The 19,729-nt window shown below is 65.6% G+C and carries 17 protein-coding genes; 15 read left to right on the plus strand and 2 right to left on the minus strand.

Annotated elements, in window-relative coordinates; genetic code table 11:
* The first annotated feature begins 217 nt into the window (after nucleotides 1-217).
* The 11 genes from WS92_RS29100 (at nucleotide 218) to WS92_RS29150 (ending at nucleotide 10,588) form a co-directional block, all read left to right on the plus strand.
* Nucleotides 218-748, plus strand: a complete 531-nt coding sequence (locus WS92_RS29100; RefSeq protein ID WP_006023940.1) for an ATP synthase subunit I — start codon at nucleotides 218-220, stop codon at nucleotides 746-748.
* 115 nt (nucleotides 749-863) lie between these two features.
* Nucleotides 864-1,715: a F0F1 ATP synthase subunit A gene (gene atpB, locus WS92_RS29105; protein WP_006023939.1), complete on the plus strand. Its 852-nt coding sequence runs from the start codon at nucleotides 864-866 to the stop codon at nucleotides 1,713-1,715.
* Nucleotides 1,716-1,791: 76 nt separating this feature from the next.
* On the plus strand, nucleotides 1,792-2,061 hold the full coding sequence (atpE, locus tag WS92_RS29110; protein ID WP_009914024.1) for a F0F1 ATP synthase subunit C: 270 nt from the start codon (nucleotides 1,792-1,794) through the stop codon (nucleotides 2,059-2,061).
* Nucleotides 2,062-2,194: 133 nt separating this feature from the next.
* Nucleotides 2,195-2,665 carry a F0F1 ATP synthase subunit B gene (locus WS92_RS29115; RefSeq protein WP_009914023.1) on the plus strand — a complete coding sequence of 157 codons (471 nt, stop codon included), beginning with the start codon at nucleotides 2,195-2,197 and terminating at the stop codon, nucleotides 2,663-2,665.
* 2 nt (nucleotides 2,666-2,667) lie between these two features.
* Nucleotides 2,668-3,207, plus strand: coding sequence for a F0F1 ATP synthase subunit delta (locus WS92_RS29120; RefSeq protein ID WP_059933145.1), 540 nt, complete (start codon nucleotides 2,668-2,670; stop codon nucleotides 3,205-3,207).
* Between the two features lie 48 nt (nucleotides 3,208-3,255).
* Nucleotides 3,256-4,797, plus strand: a complete 1,542-nt coding sequence (gene atpA / locus WS92_RS29125; RefSeq protein WP_006023935.1) for a F0F1 ATP synthase subunit alpha — start codon at nucleotides 3,256-3,258, stop codon at nucleotides 4,795-4,797.
* Nucleotides 4,798-4,868: 71 nt separating this feature from the next.
* A complete protein-coding gene (atpG, locus tag WS92_RS29130) occupies nucleotides 4,869-5,744 on the plus strand; it encodes a F0F1 ATP synthase subunit gamma (protein WP_006023934.1) in 876 nt (291 codons plus the stop codon).
* Between the two features lie 79 nt (nucleotides 5,745-5,823).
* Nucleotides 5,824-7,218 carry a F0F1 ATP synthase subunit beta gene (atpD, locus tag WS92_RS29135; RefSeq protein WP_041861550.1) on the plus strand — a complete coding sequence of 465 codons (1,395 nt, stop codon included), beginning with the start codon at nucleotides 5,824-5,826 and terminating at the stop codon, nucleotides 7,216-7,218.
* A 258-nt stretch (nucleotides 7,219-7,476) separates the two neighbouring features.
* Nucleotides 7,477-7,902: a F0F1 ATP synthase subunit epsilon gene (locus WS92_RS29140; RefSeq protein WP_006023932.1), complete on the plus strand. Its 426-nt coding sequence runs from the start codon at nucleotides 7,477-7,479 to the stop codon at nucleotides 7,900-7,902.
* Between the two features lie 230 nt (nucleotides 7,903-8,132).
* The gene (locus WS92_RS29145; protein ID WP_059933148.1) at nucleotides 8,133-9,863 is read left to right on the plus strand and encodes an AMP-binding protein; all 1,731 of its coding nucleotides are present in this window, start codon (nucleotides 8,133-8,135) and stop codon (nucleotides 9,861-9,863) included.
* A 458-nt stretch (nucleotides 9,864-10,321) separates the two neighbouring features.
* The gene (locus tag WS92_RS29150; protein ID WP_082743816.1) at nucleotides 10,322-10,588 is read left to right on the plus strand and encodes a CoA-binding protein; all 267 of its coding nucleotides are present in this window, start codon (nucleotides 10,322-10,324) and stop codon (nucleotides 10,586-10,588) included.
* Here the strand turns inward: WS92_RS29150 and WS92_RS29155 are convergent.
* The gene (locus WS92_RS29155) at nucleotides 10,558-11,343 is read right to left on the minus strand and encodes a transporter substrate-binding domain-containing protein (protein ID WP_006023929.1); all 786 of its coding nucleotides are present in this window, start codon (nucleotides 11,341-11,343) and stop codon (nucleotides 10,558-10,560) included. The genes WS92_RS29150 and WS92_RS29155 overlap by 31 nt on opposite strands.
* A gap of 139 nt (nucleotides 11,344-11,482) precedes the next feature.
* Between WS92_RS29155 and hemE the strand changes: the two genes are divergently transcribed.
* The 3 genes from hemE (at nucleotide 11,483) to WS92_RS29165 (ending at nucleotide 15,285) form a co-directional block, all read left to right on the plus strand.
* Entirely contained in the window at nucleotides 11,483-12,577 is a 1,095-nt protein-coding gene (gene hemE / locus WS92_RS29160; protein ID WP_059933152.1) for a uroporphyrinogen decarboxylase, read from the plus strand.
* 241 nt (nucleotides 12,578-12,818) lie between these two features.
* Entirely contained in the window at nucleotides 12,819-13,025 is a 207-nt protein-coding gene (locus WS92_RS37325; RefSeq protein ID WP_075644719.1) for a hypothetical protein, read from the plus strand.
* Entirely contained in the window at nucleotides 13,018-15,285 is a 2,268-nt protein-coding gene (locus tag WS92_RS29165) for a primosomal protein N' (RefSeq protein ID WP_015602035.1), read from the plus strand. Before WS92_RS37325 ends, WS92_RS29165 begins: the two co-directional genes overlap by 8 nt.
* Before the next feature lie 10 nt (nucleotides 15,286-15,295).
* Here WS92_RS29165 and WS92_RS29170 read toward each other — a convergent pair whose 3' ends face one another.
* Entirely contained in the window at nucleotides 15,296-15,466 is a 171-nt protein-coding gene (locus WS92_RS29170; protein ID WP_061083909.1) for a hypothetical protein, read from the minus strand.
* Nucleotides 15,467-15,749: 283 nt separating this feature from the next.
* Between WS92_RS29170 and putA the strand changes: the two genes are divergently transcribed.
* On the plus strand, nucleotides 15,750-19,679 hold the full coding sequence (gene putA, locus WS92_RS29175; RefSeq protein WP_059933154.1) for a trifunctional transcriptional regulator/proline dehydrogenase/L-glutamate gamma-semialdehyde dehydrogenase: 3,930 nt from the start codon (nucleotides 15,750-15,752) through the stop codon (nucleotides 19,677-19,679).
* Nucleotides 19,680-19,729: the final 50 nt, after the last annotated feature.

Here is a 19,729-nt window from a genome sequence, read left to right on the forward strand (position 1 = left end):
GGCGACCGAAAATACACACCTTACAACTATCATCGAACGCCAAAAATTCACGAACTTTTCGCATCATGAACCGGCGTTTCATACGGATTTTTGTCGCGTCTAAAGCCTTGAACCGCCTGCAACTATCGCTTACAATCGCCCGGATTTGTTAGTTAGGCACCCCTGAAAGCTTTCGGAAAGCTTTGGGGCCGTACAGGAATTGAGCGGACCAACTGCGATGGCGGATCGAGCGCCGGATAAAAGGCACGAAGATCGGCGAGCAGCGCAACGCACCGTTTCGGGGGCCGTCGGGCGGCGGAAATCCGCCTCGGACGATTGGGATGCCGAGCAGCAGGACGATGACATCGTTCCGCTCACACGGGCCGAGGCACAAGCGCTGTTCGGCCCCGAAGTGAATCGGCCATCGCGCGTCACGCCTTACCGGGTGGTGATGGCGCAAATGGTCTTGTCCCTGGTTGCAACGCTGGCGTGGTGGCTGTTTTCGAAGTCGCCGGGTGCCGCTGCTCAATCGGCATTTCTGGGCGGAGCGATCGGTTGGGTGCCGAGTGCATTGTTCGCGGCGCGTCTGAAGCAAAAAGGCGCGGATACCGTGATGGGCTGGGTGATTGGCGAAGTACTCAAGATGGGCGCGACGATTGCGATGTTCGTTGCTGTCGCATGGGGGTATCCCGGCGCGCATTGGGTGCCGTTGCTCGTCACGTATCTGCTGGTGTTGAAGACGTACTGGATTGCGCTCGCCTGGCGATAAGGCATCAAGTGCCGCGCGTGAATTCGACAGTTCCCGCGTAGGCCCGTTCCCGCAATGAACTGTTGCGGCGAAGCGGATAAACCGATTTTCGACAATTTGGGTGACATCAACGATTATGGCAGCTAGCGAAGGAACGCGTGCTCTGGACCCGTCCGAGTATATTGCGCACCACCTGCAAAACCTTTCCACCGCGCATCAGACGTCGATTTTCGATATCCACGTCTGGAATCTCGACACGCTGTTCTGGTCGATCGTCTGCGGCCTCGTCACCATCCTCATCCTGCGTCTGGCCGCGCGCAAGGCAACGCCGGGCGTGCCGGGACGCTTCCAGTGCCTGATCGAAATGATCGTCGAAATGGTCGAGGACCAGTCGAAGGCGGTCGTTCACGGCAATCGTACCTTTATCGCGCCGCTCGCGCTGACCGTGTTCATCTGGGTCGCGCTGATGAACTCGCTCGACTTCCTCCCCGTTGACCTGCCGGGCCGCGTGATCGGCTTGCTGGGCCTGTCGCAAGTCATTTCGCATCATCGCATCGTGCCGACAGCCGATCTGAACGGCACGCTCGGCATCGCGCTCGGCGTGTTCGTGCTGATGATCTACTACAGCCTCAAGATCAAGGGCCCGGGCGGTTTCGCGCACGAGCTCCTGTCGGCCCCGTTCGGTGCGCATCCGCTGCTGTGGATTCCGAACCTTGCGTTGAACATCGTCGAATATGTCGCGAAGACCGTGTCGCTCGGCATGCGGCTGTTCGGCAACATGTACGCGGGTGAGTTGCTGTTCCTGCTGATCGCCCTCCTCGGCAGCATGTGGGGCTTCGGCGCGGACGCAACGATACTCGGCTTCATCGGTCATGTCCTCGCAGGCAGTATCTGGGCGATCTTCCACATTCTGATTGTTCTGCTGCAAGCGTTCATTTTCATGATGCTGACCCTGGTGTATCTCGGTCAGGCGCACGAGTCGCACTAGGCGTGCCGGACAATCAAGCAGGTTTGTTTTCAGTTTTTTTAATTCCAGTTCCAAGTCTTTTCACAAAGGAGTGATCATGCAAGCTTTCATCGCCAACATCCAAGGTCTGACCGCCATCGGTATCGGTATCATCATCGGCCTGGGTGCAATCGGCGCCTGTATCGGTATCGGCCTGATGGGCGGCAAGTACATCGAAGCTTGCGCACGTCAGCCGGAACTGATCAATCCGCTGCAAACGAAGATGTTCCTGCTGGCGGGTCTGATCGATGCGGCGTTCCTGATTGGCGTGGGTGTGGCCATGCTGTTTGCATTCGCGAACCCGCTCCTGTCGAAGCTCGCGAGCTAAGGGTTCCTCGGAAATACCAATGCGCCAGGCTTGCCGGCGCAGGGCGGAACGGAAAGTGAGCGCGACTCGAAAGCTTTTTTCGGTGCGCTCCTCGTCGTTTCATTTTTCCGGAATAGCAGATTAAGGAAACACCGTGAATCTCAACGCAACCCTGTTTGCGCAAATGGTCGTGTTCCTGATCCTCGCGTGGTTCACGATGAAGTTCGTGTGGCCGCCGTTGATCAACGCCCTCGACGAGCGCTCGAAGAAAATTGCCGATGGCCTCTCGGCTGCGGAAAAGGGGCAGGCGGAACTCGCAGCGGCGCACAAGCGCGTCGACCAGGAACTCGCGCAGGCTCGTAGCGATGGCCAGCAGCGCATCGCCGAAGCCGAAAAGCGCGCGCAGGCGGTCGCCGAAGAAATCAAGGCGAACGCCCAGGCCGAAGCGGCCCGCATCATCGCCCAGGCGAAGGCGGATGCCGATCAGCAAATCGTGAAGGCCCGTGAAACGCTGCGCGGCGAAGTCGCCTCGCTGGCCGTGAAGGGCGCCGAGCAGATCCTGAAGCGCGAAGTCGATCATACGGCCCACGCCGAACTGCTGAATCAACTGAAAGCCGAGCTCTGATCATGGCCGAACTTGCAACCATCGCCCGCCCTTACGCAGAAGCGCTGTTCCGCGTGGCCGAGGGTGGTGACATCGCCGCCTGGTCCACGCTCGTGCAAGAGCTGGCTCAGGTTGCGCACCTGCCCGAAGTGCTGTCTGTCGCGTCGAGTCCGAAGGTGAGTCGCGCGCAAGTCGGCGAGCTGCTGCTCGCCGCGGTGAAGGCACCGCTCGCGACCAGCGCGGAAGCGAAGAACTTCGTGGGGATGCTGGTCGAAAATCATCGTATCGCGCTGCTGCCGGAAATCTCCGCGCAGTTCGACGAGCTGAAGAATGCGCGCGAAGGCGCGGCGGATGCGCTGATCGTCAGCGCGTTTCCGCTGGAAGGCGCGCAGCTCACCGAACTCGTCGAAAACCTCGAGCGCAGATTCAAGCGCAAGCTGAAGCCGACGGTCGAAGTCGACGCGTCGCTGATCGGCGGCGTGCGCGTGACGGTTGGCGACGAAGTGCTCGATACCTCGGTCCGCGCGCGGCTCGCCGGCATGCAGGTGGCTTTGACCGCCTGAGCGCCTACGCGGCCGGCACGCAACAGAATTGAATATCAGGAGCGAATAATGCAACTCAATCCCTCTGAGATCAGCGAGCTGATCAAGAGCCGGATCCAGGGCCTTGAAGCGAGCGCGGACGTTCGCAACCAGGGCACCGTGATCTCCGTGACCGACGGCATCGTGCGCATCCACGGTTTGTCCGACGTGATGCAGGGCGAAATGCTCGAATTCCCGGGCAACACGTTCGGTCTTGCGCTGAACCTCGAGCGCGACTCGGTCGGTGCGGTGATTCTCGGCGAATACGAACACATCTCCGAAGGCGACATCGTCAAGACGACGGGCCGCATTCTCGAAGTCCCGGTCGGTCCGGAACTCGTCGGCCGCGTGGTCGATGCGCTCGGCAACCCGATCGACGGCAAGGGCCCGGTCAACGCGAAGCTGACCGACGCGATCGAAAAGATCGCGCCGGGCGTGATCTGGCGTAAGTCGGTGTCGCAGCCGGTGCAGACGGGCCTGAAGTCGATCGACTCGATGGTGCCGATCGGCCGCGGCCAGCGCGAGCTGATCATCGGCGACCGCCAGTGCGGCAAGACCGCGGTGGCGATCGACACGATCATCAACCAGAAGGGCAAGGACCTCGTCTGCATCTACGTCGCGATCGGCCAGAAGGCTTCGTCGATCATGAACGTGGTGCGCAAGCTCGAGGAAACCGGCGCGCTCGAATATACGATCGTCGTCGCTGCGTCGGCGTCGGAATCGGCTGCGATGCAGTACCTCGCGCCGTACGCCGGCTGCACGATGGGCGAATACTTCCGCGATCGCGGCCAGGACGCCCTCATCATTTACGACGACTTGACCAAGCAGGCTTGGGCGTATCGCCAGATCTCGCTGCTGCTGCGCCGCCCGCCGGGCCGTGAAGCGTACCCGGGCGACGTGTTCTATCTGCATTCGCGTCTGCTCGAGCGCGCGGCTCGCGTGTCGGAAGAGTACGTCGAGAAGTTCACGAACGGCGAAGTGAAGGGCAAGAGCGGCTCGCTGACGGCGCTGCCCGTCATCGAAACGCAAGCGGGCGACGTGACCGCGTTCGTTCCGACGAACGTGATCTCGATCACCGATGGCCAGATCTTCCTGGAAACCGACCTGTTCAACGCGGGCATCCGTCCGGCGATCAACGCGGGCGTGTCGGTGTCGCGAGTCGGCGGCGCCGCGCAGACGAAGGTCGTGAAGAAGCTGTCGGGCGGTATCCGTACCGACCTCGCGCAGTACCGCGAACTGGCCGCGTTCGCGCAGTTCGCGTCGGACCTCGACGAAGCGACCCGCAAGCAGCTCGAGCGCGGCCGCCGCGTGACGGAACTGCTGAAGCAGCCGCAATACCAGCCGCTGCAGGTGTGGGAGCTGGCCGTGTCGCTCTTCTCGGCGAACAACGGCTATCTCGACGATCTCGACGTCAAGGACGTCCTGCCGTTCGAGAAGGGCCTGCGCGAGTATCTGAAGACGAGCCACGCTGACCTCATCAAGCGCATCGAAGACACGAAGGACTTGTCGAAGGACGACGAGAGCGCGCTGCACGCCGCGATCAAGGACTTCAAGAAGTCGGGTGCCTATTGATCCGCGAGGGACACCTTGAAGTGGCGCGGGTCGCATAAAGCGCTCGCCCCGCTTCGGTCAAGGAGCAAGCAATGGCTGGAATGAAGGAAATTCGCGGCAAGATCAAGAGCGTGCAGAACACGCGCAAGATCACGAAGGCGATGGAGATGGTGGCGGCATCGAAGATGCGCCGCGCTCAGGAACGCATGCGCGCTGCTCGCCCGTATGCCGACAAGGTCCGCGCCATCGCCGCGCACATGAGCCGCTCGACCCCGGAGTACCGCCACCCGTTCATGGTGGCGAACGACGGCGCGAAGACCGCGGGCATCATCCTCGTCACGACCGACAAGGGTCTGTGCGGCGGTCTGAACACGAATGTGCTGCGTGCGTCGATGCAGAAGTTCAAGGAGCTCGACGACAAGGGCCAGAAGCTCGAAGCCACCGCGATCGGCAGCAAGGGCCTCGGCTTCCTGAACCGTTTCGGCGCGAAGGTGATCTCGCAGGTCGTGCATCTCGGCGACACGCCGCACCTCGACAAGCTGATCGGTGCGGTGAAGGTGCAGCTCGATCTGTATTCGGAAGGCAAGCTGTCAGCCGTTTATCTCGCGTACACGCGCTTCATCAACACGATGAAGCAGGAAGCGGTGATCGAGCAACTGCTGCCGCTGTCGACCGAACATTTCGACAGCAGCGACGGCATGCCGGCCACGTCGTGGGACTACATCTACGAGCCGGACGCGCAGGCGGTGGTCGACGAGCTGCTCGTGCGTTACGTCGAGGCGCTGGTGTACCAGGCGGTCGCGGAAAACATGGCGTCGGAGCAGTCGGCGCGGATGGTCGCGATGAAGGCTGCTTCGGACAACGCGAAGACGGTGATCAGCGAGCTTCAACTGTCGTACAACAAGAGCCGCCAGGCTGCGATCACGAAGGAACTGTCGGAGATCGTCGGCGGCGCCGCCGCGGTGTAAGGCGGAACGCGCGACGCCTGCTGCGTCTCGAAACTGCGCCTTTGCGCGAGTAAAGAATCAGGTATTGAAAGGAAAAGCGATGAGTACTGCTGCTTTGGTAGAAGGCAAGATCGTACAGTGCATCGGCGCCGTTATCGACGTGGAATTCCCGCGCGAGAGCATGCCGAAGATCTACGACGCGCTCATTCTGGAAGGCTCGGAACTGACGCTCGAAGTCCAGCAGCAACTGGGCGACGGCGTGGTCCGCACCATCTGTCTGGGTGCCTCCGACGGCCTGCGCCGCGGCGTCGTGGTGAAGAATACGGGCAACCCGATCTCGGTGCCGGTCGGCAAGCCGACCCTCGGGCGCATCATGGACGTGCTCGGCCGTCCGATCGACGAGGCGGGCCCGATCGTCAGCGAACACAAGCGTTCGATCCACCAGAAGGCGCCGGCGTTCGACGAACTGTCGCCGTCGACCGAGCTGCTCGAAACGGGCATCAAGGTCATCGACCTGATCTGCCCGTTCGCAAAGGGCGGCAAGGTGGGGCTGTTCGGCGGCGCGGGCGTGGGCAAGACCGTCAACATGATGGAGCTCATCAACAACATCGCGAAGGAGCACGGCGGTTACTCCGTGTTCGCGGGCGTGGGCGAGCGTACCCGTGAAGGGAACGACTTCTACCACGAAATGAAGGACTCGAACGTTCTCGACAAGGTCGCGCTGGTGTACGGCCAGATGAACGAGCCGCCGGGCAACCGTCTGCGCGTCGCGCTGACGGGCCTCACGATGGCCGAGCACTTCCGCGACGAAGGCCTCGACGTGCTGTTCTTCGTCGACAACATCTACCGTTTCACGCTGGCCGGCACCGAAGTGTCGGCACTGCTCGGCCGTATGCCGTCGGCGGTGGGCTATCAGCCGACGCTGGCTGAAGAAATGGGCAAGCTGCAAGAGCGCATCACGTCGACCAAGAAGGGCTCGATTACGTCGGTCCAGGCCGTGTACGTCCCTGCGGATGACTTGACCGATCCGTCGCCGGCTACGACCTTCGGCCACCTGGACGCAACGGTCGTGCTGTCGCGTGACATCGCTTCGCTGGGTATCTACCCGGCGGTCGACCCGCTCGACTCGACGTCGCGCCAGATCGACCCGAACGTGATCGGCGAAGAGCACTACTCGATCACGCGTCGCGTTCAGCAGACGCTGCAGCGCTACAAGGAACTGCGCGACATCATCGCGATTCTGGGCATGGACGAACTGTCGCCGGAAGACAAGCTGTCGGTCGCGCGTGCACGGAAGATCCAGCGTTTCCTGTCGCAGCCGTTCCACGTCGCCGAAGTGTTCACGGGCTCGCCGGGCAAGTACGTGCCGCTGAAGGAAACGATCCGCGGCTTCAAGATGATCGTCGACGGCGAGTGCGACCACCTGCCGGAACAGGCGTTCTACATGGTCGGCACGATCGACGAAGCCTTCGAGAAGGCCAAGAAGATCCAGTAAGGGTTCGAGTGAGTAGCACGCTGGCGCGTGCCGGCCGAAGTAAAGCGAATGGGTCTGACCGATCCGCTTTACGGCGGGCTCGCGCCAACCGCAACACGCTCAACCCGCCGTGCGTGGGATCGGAGTCAGCGCTAAAGCGCTCGCTCCGATCGACCGCCGCTGGGCAAGAGTAAGCGGCTGAAGCGCCAACTCTTGCCAACCGCGGCATGGGACGGGGGGGCAGCGCTAAAGCGCTGACTCCCGTCGACAGGAGTCGAGATGGCAACCATCAAAGTAGACGTCGTCAGCGCGGAAGAGCAGATCTTCTCGGGCCAGGCGAAGTTCGTCGCGCTGCCGGGCGAAGCCGGCGAGCTGGGCATCCTGCCGGGTCACACGCCGCTCATCACGCGGATTCGTCCCGGTGCGGTGCGCATCGAGGCGGAAAGCGGCGACGAAGAGTTCGTGTTCGTCGCGGGCGGCATTCTCGAAGTGCAACCGGGCGCCGTGACGGTGCTCGCGGACACGGCGATCCGCGGCAAGGATCTCGACGCGGCAAAGGCCGAGGAAGCGAGAAAGCGCGCTGAGGAAACGCTGCAGAACGCGAAATCGGACATCGATCTCGCAAAGGCGCAGTCGGAACTCGCAACCGCGATGGCGCAACTCGAAGCGATCCAGCGTCTCGCGAAGATCCGCGGCAAGCACTGAAGCGTTCGCGTGCCCGCCGCACGCGTCCGGTTCACGCCTTGCATCGCAATTGCGTAGCGATTGCATCGGAAGGGCAGCCCTCGGGCTGCCTTTTTTGTTTCCGCGGGCACGCCCGCACTGCGGGTAACACTTGATGTCAGAGTGTCGTAAGCGGATGGCAGAATAATTTACAGAAACGCATTCAAAACGACGAAACGTTCGTAGAACGTTCCAATGGCGGAGACACTCTCATGGCAGCAGATTCGGGCGTCGGCGCGCTGATCGCGCCGCAGCGGGGGCTTTCGTACGTACGCGGCACGGCGGACGTCCCATTGAGCGAAGCGACGATCGGGCAGTTTCTGCTCGATACGGTCGCGCGCTTTCCCGACCGTGCGGCGGTCGTGTTCCGCGAGCAGGGCGTTCGATGGACGTGGCGCGAGTTCTCGGGCGAAGTCGACGCGCTCGCGACCGCGCTGATCGAGCTCGGCATCGCGCGCGGCGACCGGGTCGGCATCTGGTCGCCGAACCGCGCCGAATGGCTGCTCACGCAATTCGCGACCGCGCGCATCGGCGCGGTGCTCGTCAACGTCAATCCCGCCTATCGGCTTGCCGAGCTCGAATACGCGCTGAACAAGGTCGGCTGCAAGCTGCTGATCGCGGCCGAGCGCTTCAAGACGTCCGCGTACACCGAGATGATCGCCGAGATCGCGCCGGAACTCGCGACGACGCACGCGGGCGGCGCGCTGCACGCGGCGCGCGTGCCAAGCCTGCGCACGGTCGTGACGATGAGCGACGTGGCGCCCGCGGGCATGCTGAGCTTCGCCGACGTGCTCGCGCGCGGACGGGCAGCGCTCGATTCCGCGCGGCTCGATGCGATCGGCGCGACGCTCGACTGCCGCGATCCGATCAACATCCAGTTCACGAGCGGCACGACGGGCAGCCCGAAGGGCGCGACGCTCACGCACCGCAACGTCGTCAACAACGCGCGCTCGATCGCGCGCGTGATGCGGCTCACCGAGGCCGACGCGATGTGCATTCCGGTGCCGCTCTATCACTGCTTCGGGATGGTGCTGTCGGTGCTCGCGTGCGTGTCGGCGGGCGCGAAGATGGTGTTTCCCGGCGCGGCGTTCGAGCCGGGCGCGACGCTCGCGGCGGTGTCCGACGAGCGCTGCACCGCGCTGCAGGGCGTGCCGACAATGTTCATCGCCGAGCTCGATCATCCGGATTTCGACCGCTTCGACCTGGGCACGCTGCGCACGGGCATCATGGCGGGCTCGCCGTGCCCGATCGAGACGATGAAGCGGGTCGTCGCGAAGATGCACATGTCCGAGGTGACGATCGCTTACGGGATGACGGAGACGAGCCCCGTATCGTTCCAGAGCTCGACGACGGATTCGCTCGAGAAGCGCACGACGACGGTCGGCCGTATCCAGCCGCATCTGGAGGCGAAGATCGTCGACGCGACGGGCGCGATCGTGCCTGTCGGCGAGACGGGCGAGCTGTGCACGCGCGGCTATTCGGTGATGCTCGGCTATTGGGACGACGAAGCGAGGACGCGCGAAGCCGTCGTCGACGGCTGGATGCGCACGGGCGACTTGGCGACGCTCGACGAAGAGGGCTTCTGCAACATCGTCGGGCGCCTGAAGGACATGCTGATCCGCGGCGGCGAGAACGTCTATCCGCGCGAGATCGAGGAGTTCCTGTTTCGGCATCCGAAGATTCAGAGCGTGCAGGTGTTCGGCGTTCCCGATTCGAAGTACGGCGAGGAAGTGTGCGCGTGGATCGTGCTGCGCGCGGGCGAGGTGATGACGGACGATGAGCTGCGCGAGTTTTGCCGCGGCCAGATCGCGCACTACAAGGTGCCGCGCTACGTGCGCTTCGTCGACGAGCTCCCGATGACCGTGACGGGGAAGGTGCAGAAGTTCGTGATGCGCGAGAGGATGATCGACGAACTTGGATTGAGCGTGCAGAAGACGGCTTGACGTGCCGCGCACGTTTTCGATGGACGAAAAAAAGCGGGCTGATGAGCCCGCTAAAAACCACACGCTACGGGGTTAGCGCGAGGAGACCAAAGATGGAACGCATCGGCGTGGGCCGACGACGACTCCAACAAGGATGCCCCTGAACAGGGATTCGGTACGAGACCGACGGGCTCGTCATTCGTGCTTGTGTCCGCTCACACGCTGCACACGAGACCGCATCCGTGTTGAAACCGTGAGAGGCATTTTGGGCGAATTACCCCACCCACGCGGTAACAAAGTGTTTCAGGTTGTAACCCACGCCGGATAAGGCTTCGCGGGACTTTTTACTGTTTTTAAAGAAGCGCATAAAGTCATTTTTACCGTAATGAAAAAAGTATTTTCGAGCCCGCCCAGGCCCCTTTTGCGATGGGCCTGCCCCGGCTGACGAGGCTGTCGGGCGCCATCAAACATGCATTGAAATGACAGCGATATCGACTGACGAAGTTCTGAGAAAGATTTTGAAACGCGATCGGGTAATCGCGGTAGTCGGCCTTTCGGATAAACCTTATCGGTCCAGTTATGAAGTCGCTGCTTACCTGCGGCAAAACGATTATCGGATCGTACCCGTCAATCCGCTGCTCGCCGGCACGACGGTGCTCGGCGAGCCCGTGCATCCGTCGCTCGCCGGCGCGGCGATCGCGAAGGCGCCGCCACGCTATTTGAGCCACTTGTCCGAGATTGCCTGAAGCTCGCCTGTCTCGCGCGCGAGATGCAGCCACTGATCGACGTACTGCTGGAACACGACGTCGCCGCGCGGCACCATGTACGCCTTCTCGCCGAACTGGAACGGCTTGTCCGGATGCACCGAGCAGAGGCCGGGATTCAGCTTTTGCTGCAGCAGCGTCTCGGACGCGTCCGTGACCATCACGTCCGCGCTTCCCGCGAGGATCTGCTTGAAGATCGTCACGTTGTCCGGAAAGACGGCGATCTTCGCGTGCGTGAAATGCTGCTTCGCAAAACGCTCGTTCGTGCCGCCCGGGTTCACGATCACGCGTGTTTGCGGCTGGTCGATCTGCGCGATCGTCTGGTAGCGCTCGACGTCCGCGCAGCGCACGATCGGCGTCTTGCCATCGGTCACGTACGGCTGCGTGAAGAACGCGCGCTTCTGCCGCTCGAGCGTCGTCGAGATGCCGCCCACCGCGATGTCGCACTTCGCGACGAAGTCGCTGATGAGCGTCGGCCACGTGGTCTTCACGAACTCCGTCTTCACGCCGAGCGATTTCGCGAGCGAGGCCGCCATGTCGATGTCGATGCCTTCGAACGCGCCGTCCTCGCGCCGGTATGTGTACGGCTTGTAGTCGCCCGTCGTGCAGACGCGCAGCGCGCCGCGCGCGAGCACGTCGTCGAGCCGCGACGCGGGCGCGGCGGGCTGCGGCAGGGTTTGCGCGTGGGCGACGCCCGCGCAGCAGGCGAGCGCGAGCAACGTCTTCTTCATTTTCATCGTGTCTCCTCGATACGTGGGGCTGGTCCGAACGCCGGATCATAACGGACGGCCGGCGAGCGTCATATGGCCGCGAGCGCCGGGCGGCGCGCCGCGTCCGGTAGAATGCTCCTTTGCGTTTCGCTTCGTCGCATTCATCGTGGCCCAGACTCTCATCAACGACACCTTCCTGCGCGCGCTGCTGCGCGAGCCGACCGACTACACGCCGATCTGGCTGATGCGCCAGGCGGGCCGCTACCTGCCCGAATACAACGCGACGCGCGCGCGCGCGGGCAGCTTCCTCGGGCTCGCGAAGCATCCCGATTACGCGACCGAAGTGACGCTGCAGCCGCTCGAGCGCTTCCCGCTCGACGCCGCGATCCTGTTCTCCGACATCCTGACGATCCCCGACGCGATGGGACTCGGCCTCGATTTCGCCGCGGGCGAGGGGCCGAGGTTCGCGCATCCGGTGCGCACCGAGGCCGACGTCGCGAAGCTCGCGGTGCCGGACATCGGCGCGACGCTCGGTTACGTGACCGACGCGGTGCGCGAGATTCGCCGCGCGCTCACCGATGGCGAAGGCCGCCAGCGCGTGCCGCTGATCGGTTTCTCCGGCAGCCCGTGGACGCTCGCGTGCTACATGGTCGAAGGCGGCGGCTCGGACGATTTCCGCACCGTGAAGTCGATGGCGTATTCGCGGCCCGACCTGATGCAACGGATCCTCGACGTCAACGCGCAGGCGGTGGCCGCCTACCTGAACGCGCAGATCGAGGCCGGCGCGCAGGCCGTGATGATCTTCGATACCTGGGGCGGCGCGCTTGCCGACGGCGCGTATCAGCGCTTCTCGCTCGACTACATCCGGCGCGTCGTCGCGCAGTTGAAGCGCGAGCACGACGGCGCGCGCGTGCCGGCGATCGCGTTCACGAAGGGCGGCGGGCTCTGGCTCGAGGATCTGGCGGCAACGGGCGTCGACGCGGTCGGCCTCGACTGGACGGTCAGCCTCGGCCGCGCGCGCGAGCGCGTCGCGGGGCGCGTCGCGCTGCAGGGCAACCTCGACCCGACGATCCTGTTCGCGCCGCCCGAGGCGATCCGCGCCGAGGCGCGCGCGGTGCTCGACAGCTACGGCAACCATCCGGGCCACGTGTTCAACCTCGGCCACGGCATCTCGCAGTTCACGCCGCCCGAGCACGTCGCGGAACTCGTCGACGAAGTGCATTGCCATAGCCGAGCGATCCGTAGCGGCTCTGGATCGTAATCGCAAGCCGTTCGATGCTGCGACGCGACGGGGCAAGTTTGCGCAAACGCGACTAAACAGGGCGCAAGCGCCCGCCCAATGGCGCTCTCATGCTTGTCAAGACTTGACTTATGCACATTTTCCACGTTGCAGCGCGGTAGAGGGCGGTATCGGCGAGCGGGCCGCGCTATGACGGCGGAAATTGGATAGCAGCCTTGTGGGATAAGGCTTTCCGGCTGGCTCGCCGAATCGCGAAAAGGCAGTGGATGGCCGAACGCAGCGCCTTTTCGCGGTAGTCAAGAGCGAGTTCTCAACAAAGTTATCCACAGGATCGGCGGTCGCGCCGCGATTCTTAATGAGAATCCAAAACTTAGCGCCGAAAGTGATGTTTCACTTTAACTTCGCGGGCGTCGCGGATGTCTGGCCTGCCGGGTCTACCGGCATTCGGCGGTGTCGCGCCGATGGCTGACGCGTTCGTGCGCGTCGCGCTCGATCATCCGCTGCCGACGCTGTTCGATTATCGCTATCGCGGCAACGTCCCGGCCGCGCCGGGGATGCTCGTGCAGGTGCCGTTCGGCCGGCGCAGCGCAGTCGGACTCGTGTGCGAAGTGACCGCTCACACGGACGTGCCGGCGGGCAAGCTGAAGGCGGTCGACGCGGTCTGCGCGGAGCTGCCTCCGCTGTCGCGGCCGTGGCTCGACCTCGTCGCGTTCGCGGCCGACTACTACCAGCGCGGGCTCGGCGAAGTTGCATTGCCCGCGCTGCCGCAGGCGCTGCGCGACGTGCCGCGCTGGGGGCGCCTGCTCGCGCCCGAGCTGCGCTACCGGCTGCTCGACGCCGGGCGCGCCGCGCTGCCGGACGCGCTGCCCGCGCGCGGCGCGGCGCTGCGCCGGCTCGCGCAGGCGCTCGCCGACGCGCCCGCGCTGTCGCTTGCCGAGGTTCGCGCGCTGCACCCGAAGGCCGTCGCGGTGCTCGACGCGTGGCAGGCGAAAGGCTGGATCGCATGCGACGAGATTGCGATCACGCACGCCGACGCGCAGCTTGTGGACAACTCGACGCCGGCGGCCGGATGGCGCGCGCTTGCGTCACCGCCGCAACTGACCGATCAGCAGGCCGAGGCGCTCGACGCGATCGCGTCGGCGGACGGCTTCGCGCCGTTCCTGCTGCACGGCGTGACGGGCAGCGGCAAGACCGAGGTGTATCTGCGCGCGCTCGCCGTGCTGCTCGGGCGGCAGCCCGACGCGCAGGCGCTCGTTCTCGTGCCCGAGATCAACCTGACGCCGCAGTTCGAGGCGGCGTTCCGCGCGCGCTTCGCGGCGACGCTGCCCGCCGACGCGATCGTCACGCTGCATAGCGGCCTCGCCGAAGGCGAGCGCGCGCGCCACTGGCTCGCCGCGCATACCGGCCGCGCGCGGATCGTGCTCGGCACGCGGCTCGCGGTGCTCGCGTCGCTGCCGGCGCTCGCGATGATCGTCGTCGACGAGGAGCACGAGCCGGCCTACAAGCAGCAGGAAGGGTTGCGCTATTCGGCGCGCGATCTCGCGGTGTGGCGTGCGAAGCAGCTCGCGATTCCGGTCGTGCTCGGCTCGGCCACGCCGTCGCTCGAAACCTGGTGGCAGGCCGAGCAGGGCCGCTACCGGCGGCTCACGCTGACGAAGCGCGCGGTCGCCGACGCGGCGCTGCCGACGGTGCGGCTCGTCGATCTCGAGGAGGAGCGGCGGCGCGGCCGGGCGTCGATGGGCGGGCTGTCGGGGCCGCTCGTTGCCGCGTTGAAGGCGCGGCTCGAGCGCGGCGAGCAGAGCCTCGTGTTCCTGAACCGGCGCGGCTATGCGCCCGCGCTCGCGTGCGACGCGTGCGGCTGGGTCGCCGGTTGCCCGCGATGCAGCGCGTACGTCGTGATGCACAAGCCCGAGCATGCGGTGCGCTGCCACCACTGCGGCTGGGAGGCGCGGATTCCGCGGTCGTGCCCGGAATGCGGGAACGTCGATATCGCGCCGCTCGGCCGCGGCACGCAGCGCGTCGAGGAGACGCTCGCGCACGCCGTGCCGGGCGCGCGGATCCTGCGCATCGACGCGGACAGCACGCGCCGCAAGGGCAGCGCGCAGGCGCTCTTCTCGGACGTGCACGCGGGCGAGGTCGACATCCTCGTCGGCACGCAGATGATCGCGAAGGGGCACGATTTCCAGCGGGTGTCGCTCGTCGGCGTGCTGAACGCGGATACCGCGCTCTTCTCGCACGATTTCCGCGCGAGCGAGCGGCTATTCGCGCAACTGATGCAGGTGAGCGGCCGCGCGGGGCGCGCGGGGCTGCCGGGCGAGGTGCTGATCCAGACGCGCTACCCGCGCCACGCGCTCTATCACGCGCTTGCGCGGCAGGATTACGTGGGGTTCGCCGGCGCGACGCTCGGCGAGCGCCGCGACGCGCATCTGCCGCCGTTCGTCTATCAGGCACTCTTGCGCGCCGAGGGGCGCACGCTCGACGCGGCGCTCGCGTTCCTGCAGCAGGCGGCCGACGCGTTTTCGGCGCTGTCGGGCGCGGACCGCGTGACGGTCTATGACGCGGTGCCGATGACGATCGTCAAGGTGGCGAACGTCCACCGGGCGCAACTGTTGATCGAGAGCGCGTCGCGCGCGGCGCTTCAGCACACGCTGCGCGCGTGGCAGCCGCTGTTGCGCGAGCAGAAGGGCGTGCTGCGCTGGAGCGTCGAGGTCGATCCGCTCGACATCTGACGCTGATCCGTCATTCGTGCGCTTCACGCAGGCCGGAAAGCCGCGGGCGGCGCTTGCCCTTTTTCGCGCCGTGCGCGCACCCGAGCGCCTGGAAGAATACCTCCGACGCGCGGTGCACGAATACGATCGCGCCCGCGATCCACGCGGCGAGCACGATGCCGATCACTACCCATCCGTCCATCTGCGTTCTCCTTCGCGTCCGCGGGCAGCGGGCGCACGCGCATCCGATATCACGCCAGATTGCCATGGAAATCGAGCCGGTAAAACTGACAGGATCAGGGAAAATACCGATCGATCAAAGTGGTGCGTGTGATCTGTCTTTTTTCGTAACACATTGATATAAAAGGAAATTAATCGGGTGCAACCAGGTATGCGATTTGGTTGCACCTTTTTATTGGGTGCCTTACGATTTTGCGATCTTTTAAAGTCCTTGGCCGGCATCGGGCCGGCGCTAGAAGAAAATCATGGCAAGCACCACACTGGGCGTCAAAGTCGACGATCTGCTCCGCTCGCGTCTGAAGGACGCGGCGTCGCGGCTCGAGCGCACTCCTCACTGGCTGATCAAGCAGGCGATCTTCGCGTATCTCGAGCGGATCGAGCACGGTCAGCTTCCGCCGGAGCTGTCCGGCCACACGGGCGCCGCCGACCTGTCCGACAGCCACGCCGACGGCGACGAAGACGGCGCGCCGCACCCGTTCCTCGAATTCGCGCAGAGCGTGCAGCCGCAATCGGTGCTGCGCGCGGCGATCACGGCCGCGTACCGCCGCCCGGAGCCCGAGTGCGTGCCGTTCCTGATCGGCGAGGCGCGGCTGCCCGCGAGCCTGGCGCCGGACGTCCAGTCGATGGCGGCGGGCCTCGTCGAGGCGCTGCGCGAGAAGAGCTCGGGCGGCGGCGTCGAGGGGCTGATCCACGAATTCTCGCTGTCGAGCCAGGAAGGCGTCGCGCTGATGTGCCTCGCCGAGGCGCTGCTGCGGATTCCCGACCGCGCGACCCGCGACGCGCTGATCCGCGACAAGATCAGCAAGGGCGACTGGCGCTCGCACGTCGGCCACGCGCCGTCGCTGTTCGTCAACGCGGCCACCTGGGGCCTGATGATCACGGGCAAGCTCGTCACGACGAACAGCGAAGCGGGCCTGTCGTCGGCGCTCACGCGGCTGATCGGCAAGGGCGGCGAGCCGCTCATCAGGAAGGGCGTCGACATGGCGATGCGCCTGATGGGCGAGCAGTTCGTCACGGGCGAGACGATCTCCGAAGCGCTCGCGAACAGCCGCAAGTACGAGGCGCGCGGCTTCCGCTACTCGTACGACATGCTCGGCGAGGCGGCGACGACCGAAGAGGACGCGCTGCGCTACTACGCGTCGTACGAGCAGGCGATCCACGCGATCGGCAAGGCGGCGGGCGGCCGTGGCATCTACGAAGGCCCGGGCATCTCGATCAAGCTGTCGGCGCTGCACGCGCGCTACTCGCGCTCGCAGCAGGAACGCACGATGGTCGAGCTGCTGCCGCGCGTGCGCTCGCTTGCGCTGCTCGCGCGCCGCTACGACATCGGCCTGAACATCGATGCCGAGGAGGCGGACCGGCTCGAGCTGTCGCTCGATCTGCTCGAGGCGCTGTGCTTCGATCCGGAGCTCGCCGGCTGGAACGGCATCGGCTTCGTCGTGCAGGCGTACCAGAAGCGCTGCCCGTTCGTGATCGACTACCTCGTCGACCTCGCGCGCCGCAGCCGCCATCGCCTGATGATCCGCCTCGTGAAGGGCGCGTACTGGGATACCGAGATCAAGCGCGCGCAAGTGGACGGCCTCGAAGGCTATCCGGTCTACACGCGCAAGATCTACACGGACGTGTCGTACCTCGCGTGCGCGAAGAAGCTGCTCGCCGCGCCCGACGCCGTCTATCCGCAGTTCGCGACGCACAATGCTTACACGCTCGCCGCGATCTATCACCTCGCGGGCCAGAACTACTACCCCGGCCAGTACGAATTCCAGTGCCTGCACGGGATGGGCGAGCCGCTGTACGAGGAAGTCACCGGCCGCGACAAGCTGAACCGCCCGTGCCGCGTGTATGCGCCCGTCGGCACGCACGAGACGCTGCTCGCGTACCTCGTGCGCCGCCTGCTGGAAAACGGCGCGAACACGTCGTTCGTGAACCGCATTGCCGACAAGACCGTGTCGGTGAAGGAGCTGGTCGCCGATCCGCTCGACGAAGCCGCGAAGGTCGTGCCGCTCGGCGCGCCGCACGAGAAGATCCCGCTGCCGCGCGAGCTGTACGGCGCGTCGCGCGTCAATTCGATGGGCCTCGATCTGTCGAACGAGCACCGGCTCGCGTCGCTGTCGTCGGCGCTGCTCGCGAGCGCGCATCATCCGTGGCGCGCCGCGCCGATGCTCGCCGACGACGTGCTCGAGCACGCCGCGCCGCGCGACGTGCGCAATCCGGCCGATCTGCGCGACATCGTCGGCACGGTCAGCGAGGCGACGCCCGAAGAGGTGGGCGCGGCGCTCGCGCACGCGGTCGCGGCCGCGCCGATCTGGCAGGCGACGCCCGTCGACGCGCGCGCCGATTGCCTCGCGCGCGCGGCGGATCTTCTCGAAGCGCAGATGCACACGCTGATGGGCCTGATCGTGCGCGAGGCGGGCAAGTCGCTGCCGAACGCGATCGCCGAGATCCGCGAGGCGGTCGATTTCCTGCGCTACTACTCGGCGCAGATCCGCGACGAGTTCTCGAACGACACGCATCGCCCGCTCGGCCCCGTCGTCTGCATCAGCCCGTGGAACTTCCCGCTCGCGATCTTCATGGGCCAGGTGGCGGCCGCGCTCGCGGCGGGCAACACGGTGCTCGCGAAGCCGGCCGAGCAGACGCCCCTCATCGCCGCGCAGGCGGTGCGCCTGCTGCGCGACGCCGGCGTGCCGGCGGGCGCGGTGCAACTGCTGCCGGGCAACGGCGAGACGGTCGGCGCGGCGCTCGTGGCGGACTCCCGCACGCGCGCGGTGATGTTCACCGGCTCGACCGAAGTCGCGCGCCTCATCAACAAGACGCTGTCGTCGCGCCTCGATCCGGACGGCAAGCCGATTCCGCTGATCGCCGAGACGGGCGGCCAGAACGCGATGATCGTCGATTCGTCGGCGCTCGCCGAGCAGGTCGTCGCCGACGTGCTGCAGTCGTCGTTCGACTCGGCCGGTCAACGCTGTTCGGCGCTGCGCGTTCTGTGTCTGCAGGACGACGTCGCGGACCGCACGCTGACGATGCTCAAGGGCGCGATGCGCGAGCTCGCGCTCGGCAATCCGGACCGGCTGTCGGCGGACGTCGGCCCGGTGATCGACGCCGACGCGAAGCGCACGATCGACGCGCACATCGCGGCGATGAAGGACAAGGGGCACGCGGTCACGCAGCTCGCGATGCCGGACGCGTGCGCGCAAGGCACGTTCGTGCCGCCGACGATCATCGAGATCGGCAACGTCGACGAGCTCAAGCGCGAAGTGTTCGGCCCGGTGCTGCACGTCGTGCGCTATCGCCGCAGCGGCCTCGACAAGCTGCTCGAGCAGATCCGCGCGACGGGCTACGGCTTGACGCTCGGCATCCACACGCGGATCGACGAGACGATCGCGCACGTGATCTCGCACGCGCACGTCGGCAACATCTACGTGAACCGCAACGTGATCGGCGCGGTGGTCGGCGTGCAGCCGTTCGGCGGCGAAGGGCTGTCGGGCACGGGGCCGAAGGCGGGCGGCGCGCTCTATCTGCCGCGCCTGCTCGCGACGCGCCCGGCCGGGCTGCCGCGCTCGCTCGAGGCGTCGCTCGTCGCCGACGCGCCGCAGGAAGGCGAGACGCGCGATAATCCGTCCGCCGCGCTGACCGCGCTGCGCGACTGGCTGATCGAGCAGCGCGAGCCGGCGCTTGCCGCGCGCTGCGACGGCTACCTGTCGCACGTGCTCGCGGGCGCAACCGCCGTGCTCTCGGGGCCGACGGGCGAGCGCAATACGTATACGCTCGGCGCGCGCGGCACGGTGCTGTGCATCGCGGCGACGGCGAGCGGCGCGCGCGCGCAGTTCGCGGCGGTGCTCGCCACGGGCAACCGCGCGCTCTTCGCGGGCGCGGCGGGCGAGGCGCTCGCCGCGGCGCTGCCGGCATCGCTGAAGGCGCAGGCGGGCGTGAGGAAGCAGGCGGACGCGGCGTTCGACGCGGTGCTGTTCGAAGGCGACAGCGACGAGCTGCTCGCGCTCGTGAAGGAAGTCGCGCAGCGCCCAGGACCGATCGTGTCGGTGCAGGGCGTCGCGGCGAGCGCGTTCGAGAACGGCGGCGACGAGGACTACGCGCTTGAGCGGCTCCTCACCGAGCGCTCGGTGAGCGTGAACACCGCGGCGGCAGGCGGCAATGCGAATTTGATGACGATTGGCTGAGCAATCCTTGCCCTTCGCCTCAAGAAACGGAAGCGGCAAGGCGAACCCGA

The organism is Burkholderia sp. MSMB1588 (genome assembly GCF_001546925.1).
GTDB classification, from domain to species: domain Bacteria; phylum Pseudomonadota; class Gammaproteobacteria; order Burkholderiales; family Burkholderiaceae; genus Burkholderia; species Burkholderia humptydooensis.

What these genes read in the sequence shown, in the direction of transcription:
- WS92_RS29100 (WP_006023940.1), top strand. Translation starts at nt 218, where the DNA reads ATGGCGGATCGAGCGCCGGATAAAAGGCACGAAGATCGGCGAGCAGCG.
- atpB (WP_006023939.1), top strand. Translation starts at nt 864, where the DNA reads ATGGCAGCTAGCGAAGGAACGCGTGCTCTGGACCCGTCCGAGTATATT.
- atpE (WP_009914024.1), top strand. Translation starts at nt 1,792, where the DNA reads ATGCAAGCTTTCATCGCCAACATCCAAGGTCTGACCGCCATCGGTATC.
- WS92_RS29120 (WP_059933145.1), top strand. Translation starts at nt 2,668, where the DNA reads ATGGCCGAACTTGCAACCATCGCCCGCCCTTACGCAGAAGCGCTGTTC.
- atpA (WP_006023935.1), top strand. Translation starts at nt 3,256, where the DNA reads ATGCAACTCAATCCCTCTGAGATCAGCGAGCTGATCAAGAGCCGGATC.
- atpG (WP_006023934.1), top strand. Translation starts at nt 4,869, where the DNA reads ATGGCTGGAATGAAGGAAATTCGCGGCAAGATCAAGAGCGTGCAGAAC.
- atpD (WP_041861550.1), top strand. Translation starts at nt 5,824, where the DNA reads ATGAGTACTGCTGCTTTGGTAGAAGGCAAGATCGTACAGTGCATCGGC.
- WS92_RS29140 (WP_006023932.1), top strand. Translation starts at nt 7,477, where the DNA reads ATGGCAACCATCAAAGTAGACGTCGTCAGCGCGGAAGAGCAGATCTTC.
- WS92_RS29145 (WP_059933148.1), top strand. Translation starts at nt 8,133, where the DNA reads ATGGCAGCAGATTCGGGCGTCGGCGCGCTGATCGCGCCGCAGCGGGGG.
- WS92_RS29150 (WP_082743816.1), top strand. Translation starts at nt 10,322, where the DNA reads ATGACAGCGATATCGACTGACGAAGTTCTGAGAAAGATTTTGAAACGC.
- WS92_RS29155 (WP_006023929.1), bottom strand. Translation starts at nt 11,343, where the DNA reads ATGAAAATGAAGAAGACGTTGCTCGCGCTCGCCTGCTGCGCGGGCGTC.
- WS92_RS29165 (WP_015602035.1), top strand. Translation starts at nt 13,018, where the DNA reads ATGGCTGACGCGTTCGTGCGCGTCGCGCTCGATCATCCGCTGCCGACG.
- WS92_RS29170 (WP_061083909.1), bottom strand. Translation starts at nt 15,466, where the DNA reads ATGGACGGATGGGTAGTGATCGGCATCGTGCTCGCCGCGTGGATCGCG.
- putA (WP_059933154.1), top strand. Translation starts at nt 15,750, where the DNA reads ATGGCAAGCACCACACTGGGCGTCAAAGTCGACGATCTGCTCCGCTCG.